Genomic DNA, 12,095 nt, shown 5'->3' with positions numbered 1-12,095 from the left:
CACGGATACCGTTTATAACTTCTTCCCTTTGCCAGACACGATTTTGAGCGTATCGTTCTCTAACTTGACCGTATAGGTACTGCTGTATTTGCTGAGTACCGTCTCTCCGTTTTTGTTTTCCCAAGCCTCTAGAATAACGGCGACCTGCGCTTCCTTCTCGGTTGCCGAGGTGACGGAAATGCTGGTAATAGACACGCTTTGCGTATTCAAATAGCCTTCCCGGAACTTCTCGTAAGCGGTTTTGGTCTGCCAGTTGCTGCCCAGTACGCTGTAGGCCGACACGTAATCGCCGCCGCTCACGCAATCGTAAAAGTATTGAACCAAGTATTGGGCGTCCGCAGACAGCGATTCCTTGGTATACCCGGACGAGGATGGCATATCTTCATCGTCCAAACTGAGGGATTCGCTTGCGAGCTGCTCATCCGGATGTGCGCTCCAGTCCTCAGCCATAGCAGCGATTTGGTAAAAAGGAATGCTAAAGCCGATGCTGCCTTGATCGTTCCCCGCCGAGTTGATGCCGATGACCTTGCCGCTGCTTTCCAATACGAGCGGGCCGCCGCTGTTGCCGTGCGTGATAGGCGCGGAAATTTGATAGATGCCCCGATACTTGATGTCATCGATATCCATATCGCGGTCCACGCCGCTGATGATGCCCGTCGTTACCGTATTATCCAAGCCCAGCGGACTGCCGAATGCCAGCACCGTGTCCCCGATTTCCGCCTTCGTTTCTTTATCGACGACGATCGGCTCCTTGCCGGCCAGCGCATCTACCCGCACCACGGCAACGTCTTTCTCCTCGTTCATGCCGATCAGCTTGCCGGAGTAGATGCTCATGTCGTTCGTTTTTACGCGTATTTTGAGCGCGCCGCTTACGACGTGGGCGTTGGTGATGACGTCGCCCTTGTCGTTGTACAGAAATCCGGAGCCTAATGACGAACCGTCTTCCAAGGTAACTTCAACGGATACGACGTGCTTCTGATCCTCGCGAATCATTTCCTTGAGATCCGGTTTGGCGTTTGCTTTGACCGTGCTGCCCGGCACCCCCAGCTTCGACTCCGCGTTTACTACGGGAGTGTCCCAACGTCCGTTCAGTTCATAAGCAGAGAAGCCTCCCGCAGCGAGAATCAAGACAGAGACTATGACCGTAATCCAATTTTTCATGGCGTTCCAGATGCCTCCTTTCTGTTAATTCAGATGCCATTCGGTGCGGGTCACGCTGACGGTGTCCATGCTTCCGAGGTTGTAGTAATAATCATAAAAAGTCCCCGTTTCCCCCGTATCCAATTCATTCGGCGTAACATAGACAGTCGCTTGGTCTACGATGTTTTTGTCGGCATCCAAAATATCGATATAAATGACCACATCGCTGATCGAACGCGTCGCTGTATTTTTGACAGTACCTTCTACATTGAAATAGCCATCGGCGTCCGTATAAGCGTTAATGGATATCAGCTTGACCGCCTGCGTACGATTTTTAGTGTCTTCCTGTGCGGCCGCTTCGATGGCTTGCTGAATGCGGCTGTTCTCGGCGTCTTCGAACGTTTTCTTCTGCTTTTCGACTTCCGTCTTCAGCGCGATCAGCTTTTGGTTCGCTTCATCATATTTCAACGCTTCCTCAATGGTGGACATGGCTTCGGCGAATTGCTTTTCCTTGAGCTGGGCCGAAGCTTCCTCATAGGAGATATCGACGATTTTCTGCTTGATTTGCTTCATCGATTTTTGCGCATCTTCGCCCTTGTATGCTTTCACGTTATTTAGCAGCGGAACGAGCTCCTCCACCGTTTTCTTCACCGCCGCGCCGGCATTGACCTGTGCGACGACAATTCGCTCTTCCATATTGGCGGCAGAGGCGGCAAGCTTCTCATACACCGGACCCGAGCGGGCGGCAAGCTCCGACTTCAGCTTATCGACTTCCTTGAGGGCATCCTCGTATTTTTTGTTCTTCAATTGACCATCCGTACCGGACAAACGGGATTGCAGGCTGATGGCATCCGTTAGCAACGCGCGGTCCGCCAGCAAGATCCGATGATCCGGCCGCTTTTCGATCGCGTCTTCGATGACCGCTTTGCCTTCGGCCAGCTTGCCTTCCAGCGCAAGCTTCTCCCCCTCCTGAAGCAGCCGGTCCACTTGACGGTTGATATTCATCTGATACAGGTAAACCGCGCCAATCAGCACCGCGGCGACAATCAGGCTAACCGTCGGCAGCAGCCAGACAAAAAGACCGATCCGACGCCTTGCGACAGGCACACCGGAAACGGCAACAGCCGACATGGGCGTACCGATTTCATAAGCGGCGGCGATCTCCGTCTCTGCGGACATGGCAACGGGTGATCTCCCCGGCTTCTCCCATTCCACGATTTCCGTCTGCGCAACGGGCTCTACGGGGCTGACACTGGCACCGCAGCGATTGCAAAATTTGCTGTCCTCCTGAAGCTTCGTACCACAATTCGAGCAAAACATTCCGGTTACTCCTTTTAAGCATTAATGGAAGAATGAAACGCAACACGAAAGCTATAATTTCGACAATTTCATATCATTTCCTTCTATTTCCTCCTTGTCGTAGCAGCTTAAAAAAGGTCGTGAAAGACTAAAGCCAATCAAGGTTCGAAATACGTCGTTAACTGGAGAAGACTTAATCGAACAGATTTTTAGTTTTGCATTAACTGAAATACGCTACTGTGTATGAACATGAAAGAAATCGCCCTTCAACTGACCTGAAAGGCCAAGCGAAGGCGATTTCATCGATTCTAAAGACTGAATTTTTCGGCTTAATCGCGTAGGAGGATAACGCAAATCCGAATTGAAACTTTAGGTGCCCTTTAATTACTATAACCTGTAACAGATTGAATAAATCCAGACTCAGCCTTAAATAGCGCATTAATTGTTCCAGTTATGTTGACTACTATTAAGTCGGACTCATCCTTCAAAATTTCAATATTTGCTCTGTAGTCCAATTTACCGGAATCCAGTTTAATTTCATGCACAGCCGATAAATCAACTCTCACAGAGACAGTATTACTATTCAATTCCACCCACTTTTCAGGAGGAAATTCAGCATAATATGGCATATCAAATATAATTGCAATAATGCGTCCTTCATCGTGAATGTTTACTTCAGCAATTCGAACGTTCTTAAGTTCAGGTACTTGTCCGTACAAACTAACTAGAAATTTGTTTTTATCCAAAGTTTCATACCACAATTCTTTTTCACCTCTTAAATGGATAGATGATTCAGTCATCATACTCATAAGCAGCACCTGAAAAATCAGGTTGCATGGAACTCGTCAAATCGCTTCGATTGCCGCGTGGGTCATAGTTGTGGCTTTCCTCAAACTCGCTGTTTGTCTGCACACGGACGAGCTTGTCGTAGGTGTACGTATGAGTGATGCTATTCTGGGTACGAGTTGCCCGCATTGTCATAATGCGTATGAATAATATTAACTTCCATACCATTGGCTTGTACATGCTTTAAGCTTGTCATATCAAAGCCGATATAGCCGTAATTCGTAAACATGTCGTTTCCATGCTTGCCGGATTGATTCCGGTCATTCCTCAAGTACATATACAGTTTTGCTATCCGGATACGTTTTTGTAGTGAGAACCCCCGAGTTCGGATTGTATTCGGCGAGATTGCCCGCAAGTTCATAGGCCTTTTATCATTACAGCAGTTAAATGTCCAAGTAGATTGCACATCGAGGCGCACAAGAAAAGCCCTTCCCGCCTAGGAGAAGAGCTTATTTTTGTTGCTCGGATCATTTTTGTTGCTTAAATTAAGCCCGAAGTTTGAAGCAATTTCCGAATCATCACCGCGACTTCCGCCCTTGAAATATTCGCTTTCGGAGCAAGGCTCGTGCTGCTTCTGCCCGAAACGATTCCCGCCTGAATAACGTCGGCCACGCTGTCTTTAGCCCAATCCGCAGTTGTATTTCCATCTGTAAATGGTCTTAGCGCTTCTGCCGAGCCTTCGAACGAGAGCTTGGACTTAAGATCGGTCAGCAACATCGCTTGCGCAATGATCTTCATGGCCTGCTCGCGCGTAATCGTATCCGCCGGTCTGAAGGTTCCGTCTTCGAACCCGTCGATCAGCTTGTACTGATACAAGGTTTGAACAGCCCCGCTGAACCAATCCGTCGATTTCACATCGCTGAATGCAGTCGCGCTGTCAGCTAATTTCAAGCCCAAACCACGAACCATAATGGCGGAAAACTCGGCCCGCGTGATCGCTTGATCGGGATTAAACAAACCATTGCCGTTGCCGTCAACAACCATTCTCGAGCCCATGTCGTTTACTTCCGTCTTCGCCCAATGCCGCTCTACATCGTTGAAAGTTATCGGGTTGTAGACAAGGGAATAGGTGCTGTTCGTCAAGCTGTTTATCTTCGCAAAATATTGGTTCCCCGTCACGACGATTTGGGTTGGCACATGGCGAACCGCTCCATCCGGTTCCACGACGATACCCGTCGTTATTTTACTCGGATCAATGCCGTCCGGGATCGCAATCGTTCTTTCTACATAAGCTTCAAAACGGGTAAGCTCGATCTTTTGATCTCCGTAGACGGCTCTGATTACGAAGTCAACGGATGGAACGACAACGGAAAAACCGCCATTTTTAGCCGAGCGCTCCACGCGTTTCACGGTATCTTCATTTGGAGCTGCCACTTCGATTTGAATGGTAATATCCTGCAGTCCGATTGTCTTTCCGAGTTGTTCGGAGATCGCGCTAATATTGATTTGCCGCGCCGGAATCGTGTAGGTTGCATGATCCGTCTTGATTTCAATAATCGCTTGCTTCTGCTCCATGCTCTGGACCATTCGACCGCTAAGTTGTCCGATTACGACGTCGGACTTCTTGTTAACCGGGATCGTTAAAACGGCTTTTTGGCCTTCTGCTGCGAGTTTTTGTTCAAGCTTACCTTCGTCCACGATTACGGTCGTTACGGTCTGGCTGCTTCTCGTTGACGTGGTGGCGGCGCCAATACTTTCCACCTTACCGTTAACGAGTACATCCACTCCCTGATTCTGCGGCGCAGACGGCGTGGACGTCGGCGATTCGTACGTCGATGACGTCGTAAAACTCAGCGTGGCTGCCGCACCGGCTGGCGTGCCCGTTGCTGGATCTGCAGCGACTCTCACTTTGACTGTATGCGCACCGGTGAGATCCGGCGCGTTCGTCCCATCGTATCTCACGTAAGTTCCGTCATCGACCTGGAACTCCATCGCCGTCGTGAGGCCGACGATTGTGTTAGCAGCATCGTTGGCGCTTACGCTCGGCGCTTCAGGAGCAGGCGGGTTTGTCGTAAAGCTCAGCGTGGCTGCCGCTCCGGCTGGCGTTCCCGTTGCCGGATCGGCCGCGACTCTGACTTTGACCGTATGCGTGCCCGAGAGATCCGGCGCGTTTGTTCCGTCGAATCTCACGTAAGCTCCGTCATCAACCTGGAACTCCATCGCCGTCGTGAGGCCGACGATCGTGTTGGACGCATCGTCGGCGCTCACGCTTGGCGCTTCTGGGGCAGGCGGATTCGTCGTAAAGTTCAGCGTGGCTGCCGCCCCGGCCGGCGTTCCCGTTGCCGGATCTGCCGCAACTCTCACTTTGACCGTGTGCGTGCCCGAGAGATCCGGCGCATTCGTTCCGTCGTATCTCACGTAAGTTCCGTCATCGACCTGGAACTCCATCGCGGTCGTCAGGCCGACGATCGTGTTCGCCGCATCGTTCGCGCTTACGCTCGGCGCTTCAGGAGCAGGCGGGTTTGTCGTAAAGCTCAGCGTGGCTGCCGCACCGGCCGGCGTTCCCGTCCCCGGATCGGCCGCGACTCTCACTTTGACCGTATGCGTGCCCGAGAGATCCGGTGCGTTCGTTCCGTCGTATCTCACGTATGCGCCGTCATCGACCTGGAACTCCATCGCGGTCGTGAGGCCGACGATCGTGTTGGACGCATCGTCGGCGCTCACGCTTGGCGCCTCGGGAGGCGCTGCCGCTACGACAGGGTCGGCCTCAGACCAGTAGGCAACTTTCCAGATGCCTGTCGGCGTGTTGTCGTATTCGTCTTTCTCTTCGTATTCCGCCATGACATAGACATGCTGTCCCGAAGGGACCGTCAGCTCGTCGCCGTCGTGAAGCTCCGTATCGTAACCGAGGTCGGCCGGGTCTTCGCCGGCATAAGGATGTCTGACGCTTCCCGGGGCGCCGATCCGATATTTCAGCGTCAGCTCGCCGTAGTTCTCGTCGTCCAGACTTCCGTCCGCGATAACCGCCTTCGTCGTGCCGATCTCGCTGCCGGCCGACCATGACAATCCGCTTACATACGGCGCGGGCGTGATCGTCTCGCCATGTTGATTGTTCCCCCATCCGACCAAGGTGCCGTCAGACTTCAAGGCGATAATATGGGATCTTCCTGCCGCAACAGCGATGACGCCGCCAAGCCCGGCCGGCGGCTGCAGCCGTCCGCCGTCTCCCCATACGACGACAGAGCCGTCGGTCTTAACCGCTACGGAAAAGTTGTCGTTTGCATCAATCGCCGCTACGTCCGTCAAATCGTCCGGAATCGGCTCTAAATAATACGGGCCCCACCATCTGAGCGTCCCGTTCGGCAGCAGCGCGAGTGTATGGTTAATTCCTGAAGCGATGACCGCCGTTTCCGGCAGATCTTCAGGCACCGACGTCGCCCCCATCGAAGCGGATCCCCAACTGACGACATCGCCATCCCATGTCAGCGCCGACACATGACTATTCCCGCCCGAGATGGACTTGAACGGGGCATAGGTCATTCCCCATTCTTCCGGGAATGCATAGCCGCCCCAAGTAATAAGCGTACCGTCATTCTTCAAAACGGCGGAGGTGTTCCCGTCGAGCGCCAGCCCGACGACATTGCCGTTCGGCACTTCCACGGGAACCGTGCAGCCGTCGCCCAAGGCTACAACAGATCCGCCAGCCTTAATCGCATAGCCGCAGGAATTGGATGCGTACACCGAATGCACGCCGGTCAGGTTGTCGGGCACGTCAATTTTGCGTCCGTTAATCCAACCGTAGGCTTTGACCGTGCCGTCATCCTGAAGCGACAGCGTAAATCCGTCCCCAGCCGCAATTCGCGCATGCGGGACCGGCAGTTGAACGGAAGATGTCGTATAGGAGATATCCAGCTGCGGGCGATTCGTACCGGACGATTCAAATTGGAAAATTCGCTGTCCCCCAGCATCCCACCTCATGTTCGCCAGCACGAGAACAAGTTCGGTTTTTCCTTTATTGATACTGTCGCGCACCAACGAGGCAATATTGAATGTCATCCATGCGCCATCTTTTGCCGTTACTGCAACCGCTCTCGCATGCAATCCACTGCCGTAGGAAGGCCAAGCCGCGGCTCCGGTCGTCGGCTCCGTCCAGTTCCCGTCATGCTGATAGATCGTCAGCTCGGGACCGGCTTCTTCATCGGCATTATTAGCGGTTACATACAATTTGAGATCGGCTTCAAGCACCGTTGCGCCGAGACCGCTCAAATCGAACTTGAGTACGCCCGCAAACGAGCTTTCCTCATTTGCGCCGATCGATATTGCATTCGGACAAGAAGCGGTTGTGTGCCCATCCTCCATGTCGCTTTTGTACTCGCAGCTTGCCAGCAATGTGCCGGAGAACGTACCCGACGAATCCGACTCCGCGCTCGCGGTGCCGGCCATCGCGATGGGCGGGATCGCCAGCGCAACGGCCAGCAGCAGTTGAAGCTTTATTTGGGACAACAAACGGAACATCGATCGTACCTTCAATGTAACTCTCTCCTTCTGCAATAAATTCGTAGGCTGCATAGGAGAAGCGTAACAATCGAACGCTAAACATTTTCCAAACAAAATCGATTATTCGCGGTTATTGTCGGCGATAGGCAGTCCCAGGTCGGCACGAAACGCCGTTTCTTTATGACGAAACACCTTGTCCGCAGCCGAAGAATCCCCCCTGAACGTCAAATGCAGAACCAGCCGGTCGTAATATTTCTCCTCGTACGGATTCAGTTCGATCAGCTTGCGGAGCATGCGTTCCTTGAGCGAATCGTCCGCCGCATGCTCCGCCCATAGCTCCAGATGGCGCATGACTGCCCCGCGCAGCTCGTATCTCCTGCTATTCGCCCAACCGTAATTTTCCGTCTCGCAATAATCGCCGCGATAGAGCGACAGCAGCGCCTCCGCATCGCTCGCCCGTCTCCCCGTTCCGATCAACGCTTCAAGCCGCGTCACGTCGCAGGCGACTTCGTCCGTTCGCATCCAATAACGCTCGTCTCCGGAACCGATCATCTCGGGGTAGCCCGCGGACTTCAGCGTATTCCGCACGTAGTACATCGTCGTATGAAAAAGCGCTTGCGCGCGTTCGGCATCCAATTCCGGCCACAAATGCTCGAGGATGCGATACCGGTATACGGGGGTTCCCCCATGGTGCCACAAATAAACGAACATCTCTTTTGTCTTCTTGGTCCGCCAGGTGATTAACCGGCCATCGGCATCGTAAAGCTCGACGCTTTCGAGCAGCTTCAGCGACAGCGTTCGTCTGGATGACTCGGAGGGCTGCGCGCCGTCCCGGCCGCTCGTCGAGCTTCCGCCCCCGGCCCGTCGCGCCGCTTTCTCGCGAAGCTCCGCGTGCCGCTCCAAGGCAGCGACGAGCCGGGGCTTGGCGACGGGCTTCAGCAAGTACCCGATCGCCTTCGTATCGAAAGCGTCCACCGCATACTGACTGTGAGCGGTCACGTACACGATATCCGCGTCGGGAAACCGCTCTTGCAGTTTGGCCGCAGCCGCAAGCCCGCTCGTCTCAGGCATCTCGATATCGAGGAAGATCAGATCGGGCAGCAGCTCATCCGCCTGCGCGAGCGCATCGGACACGAGGCTGAATTTACCGAGCACCGTAACTCCGCCGACCTCCTGGAGCAAGATTTCCATCACGTCCAGCGCGATTTCCTCGTCGTCGATCAATATCGCCCTAACCATTGCTTGATCTCGCCTCCGGTATTTGCAGTTTAATCAGCGTTCCCGTACCGTCGCCGCTTCGAATGTCCAATCCGCCGCCGTACACCAGCTGAAGGCGCCGGTTGACGTTGCCGACGCCGACCCCGGCGGCTCGCCCTTCCTTCAGCATCCGCAGCAATTCCTCGCCGATGCCGACGCCATCGTCTTCCACGGTTATTTCCGCTCCGCCGTCTCGCCTGCGTGCCGCAATCCGGAGCGTTCCTCCGGACGCTTTCGGCCCGATGCCGTGCCGCACCGCGTTCTCTACGATGGGCTGCAGCGTTAGCGGCGGCAGCATGCATCGGAAATCCGCCTTGATATCGATCTCGACGGCCAGTCGGCTGCCGAAGCGCAGCTGTTCGATCGCCAGATACGCCTTGACCAGCTCCATCTCGCGTTCGAACGGAACGAGCTCCTCGGAGAAGACGAAAGTAAACTTGGCCCGCAAGTATGTCGAAAGGTGGTGGATCGTCTCCCTCAGCTTTTCTACGTTCTTATAACTGAGCCCGACGAGGGCATTCATGCTGTTGTACAGGAAATGCGGCGTAATTTGGGCTTGCAGGAGGTCCATCTCCCGCCGCACCGCGCGTTCCGAGGAGCTCTTCATCGCCAGCAGCGATTGTACCCTCGCCCGCAATTCGGCCAGCTCGAACGGCTTCTGCACAATATCGTTTGCGCCGGCGGCGAACGAGGCCACGATATCGCCCGTCTGTCCGGAGGCGGTCATCATCAGAATCGGGAGCTCGGCAAGTCCTTGCAGCAGCCGGATCTCCCTGCATACGTCAAGGCCCGAGATGCCCGGCATCATGAGATCGAGCAGCAGCAAGTCCGGCTTCATCTTGTGGCGCCGCAACGCTTCGAGCGCCTCTTCTCCGCTTCCGACCGCCGTATAACCGTATCCCATGGAAGAGACTTCATCGATCAACACTTTCAGGTTGGACGGTTCGTCGTCTACGATCAGAAGGTGAAATTCGGCCGGCTGATTGTCCTGCATCGGCACGGCTAACGACGAAGACAGCTCTTCGTCGGCGGCCGCGGCAGCCGCCTCCTCCGATGCCGGATCGATCGGCAGCGTGAATGTGAACCGCGAGCCGACGCCGACCGTGGATTCCGCCTCTAACCGGCCGCCTTGCAGTTCCGCCAGCTGCTTCGCGATGCTTAGCCCCAAGCCTAGACCTTCGCCGGCATGCCCGATCTCCTCCGACTGGACGAACGTCTGGAACAAGCCGGCGATCTCATGCGCGGGAATGCCTCTCCCCGTATCCGTCACCGAGATGGCCAATTCGTCCCCTCTCCTCTCCGCGGAGAGCGTCACCGTCCCTTGCTTCGTAAATTTCAGCCCGTTCTCCAGCAAGTTGTATAAAATTTGCTTCACCCGGTTCTCGTCCGCAAGAAGAAGGGGCAGCTTGGCCGGCAGCGCATTAACGAGCCGCACCTCTTTGTTGACCGGCGAGATGGACAGCGTCTCCATGACGAACCGAACCGACTGACCCAGGTTGACCGAAGTCGTACGGATCAGGAGCTGTCCGTGACGAATCCGGTTCAGATCGAGAATATCGTGCACGAGTCCCGCCAGACGCCTGCCCAGCAAATGAAGCATATGTACATTGTCCCGATGTTCCGCCTGAAGCGGGCTCGTCCGGTTGTCCAACAGCGCCTGCGACAGGTTCACAATGCCATGCAGCGGCGTTCGCAGCTCGTGCGACGTTTTCACCAGAAACTCATCTTTCTGGCGATCGTAGTGCAGCAACCGCTGGGACAAGCGCTCGCTTCTTCGATAGCTCAGCTGAAGCTCGTCGGACATGAGCAGCGCCTGCGACAAGACGAGCAGCGCCGGCGTCACGACCATGTAGTAGGGATTGTCCAGCGCGAGCTGGTAACGCAGATGCGCATAGAGCCAACTGACAAACAGAAAGAAAATGCCAAGCGTAATATAGTGGCTGCTATGGTTTCCGCGGCTGCGGCTGCGGAAAACGGCATAAAGCATCGCCCCGAAGGCGGCCGCTCCGATCGCGATCCCGACGTCCAGGAAGCTGACCAGGTAACGGTTGGGAAGCAGCACAATCGTCGCAAGATAAGCGTAGGACACTCTGCGAAGCCAAGTAAATACAACGTTATCCCGTTCCTTCAGGTACCGGTACACATAATAGGTGAAGAAGTAAAAGGAGAAGAGCGGCAACAGAAAAAGCATCTTCTGAAGCCACGGGAACGTCAAGCCAGGCAAGAAATCAAGCGCCAGTATTTCGTTGTCGATGCTGAAGAACAGTCCGAGCGACAGACAGAACAGGCAAAAATGCATCAGGTGCGGTTCCCGGCGCCACTGTCTGAACATGCCCGCATAATACAGTCCGAACGCCAGCAGGATCGTCGTCTGAATCATATCGGCGAGCCTGGAATCGTCGCGGCGTTTCATCGCGTCATCCGCCAAGCCGAATTCGGGCGGCTGCACCAACCCGCCTTCCAGGTAATCGAAGCTGGCTATCTGAATAATAATCTCGACGGTTCCCGATTCTGCTAGGACGGTGCCGAAGAACGGCGCATTGCTTGCCTCGAAGCCATCCGCCGATAAAGAAGGACTGCCGTTGCCGCCCATATCGACGCCGTTCATGAAGACATGGCTGGACATGCGAATTTTTTTGGCCCGCATGCTGTATAATGCGGCTTCGTCCGTGCGGACGAGCAGCCGGTACGTACCGGCGCCATAACCCTTCTTGTTCGCCGAAGCCAGCTTGTTTTTCCAGCCCCCGGGCACTTGAACGAAGCGGCCTTCGACTCGGCCGGCTCGAAAGTCTTCCGGCCTCAGCAATTCCCCTTCGTAGAATTCCCACTCCCCGCGCAGCGAGAGGACGCCCCGCTTCGCAAAGTCCCAATGCGTCGCATCCAGCAATCCGCCGCTCGCCTTCTCGGATTGCGTCGCGGGACTGAGCCATTGAAATACGTTCACGATCGTAACGATAACGAACAAACCGATCATTCCGAGCAACAGCGCATTTTTCCGAATCATGACTTCACCGTCTTTACAAGCGATGCTAACAATATCGGCTGTTAACGGCCTTCTTTGAATGAGCGCCTCAGTCGCTATTGTAGAAGCAGTCGGGCGCTTAAGCGCCTCTTTT

General features: G+C 54.7%; 6 protein-coding genes and 1 pseudogene. All 7 read right to left on the bottom strand.

Annotated elements, in window-relative coordinates:
* Positions 1-12: 12 nt before the first annotated feature.
* Entirely contained in the window at positions 13-1,161 is a 1,149-nt protein-coding gene (locus KB449_RS01185) for a S1C family serine protease (protein WP_282906603.1), read from the bottom strand.
* A gap of 24 nt (positions 1,162-1,185) precedes the next feature.
* The gene (locus tag KB449_RS01180) at positions 1,186-2,319 is read right to left on the bottom strand and encodes an FxLYD domain-containing protein (protein WP_282906602.1); all 1,134 of its coding nucleotides are present in this window, start codon (positions 2,317-2,319) and stop codon (positions 1,186-1,188) included.
* A gap of 75 nt (positions 2,320-2,394) precedes the next feature.
* Positions 2,395-2,460: pseudogene (locus KB449_RS36385) on the bottom strand (zinc-ribbon domain-containing protein); the annotation flags it as partial.
* 359 nt (positions 2,461-2,819) lie between these two features.
* Positions 2,820-3,248 carry an Imm50 family immunity protein gene (locus KB449_RS01175; RefSeq protein WP_282906601.1) on the bottom strand — a complete coding sequence of 143 codons (429 nt, stop codon included), beginning with the start codon at positions 3,246-3,248 and terminating at the stop codon, positions 2,820-2,822.
* Positions 3,249-3,765: 517 nt separating this feature from the next.
* On the bottom strand, positions 3,766-7,755 hold the full coding sequence (locus KB449_RS01170; protein WP_282906600.1) for an S-layer homology domain-containing protein: 3,990 nt from the start codon (positions 7,753-7,755) through the stop codon (positions 3,766-3,768).
* Positions 7,756-7,842: 87 nt separating this feature from the next.
* A complete protein-coding gene (locus tag KB449_RS01165; protein ID WP_282906599.1) occupies positions 7,843-8,961 on the bottom strand; it encodes a response regulator in 1,119 nt (372 codons plus the stop codon).
* A complete protein-coding gene (locus KB449_RS01160) occupies positions 8,954-11,983 on the bottom strand; it encodes a hybrid sensor histidine kinase/response regulator (RefSeq protein WP_282906598.1) in 3,030 nt (1,009 codons plus the stop codon). The genes KB449_RS01165 and KB449_RS01160 overlap by 8 nt, the downstream gene beginning before the upstream one ends.
* Positions 11,984-12,095: the final 112 nt, after the last annotated feature.

The sequence above is a fragment of the Cohnella hashimotonis genome (assembly GCF_030014955.1).
In the GTDB taxonomy this organism is placed as follows: domain Bacteria; phylum Bacillota; class Bacilli; order Paenibacillales; family Paenibacillaceae; genus Cohnella; species Cohnella hashimotonis.
This window is presented reverse-complemented; position numbering and strand designations above follow the sequence as displayed.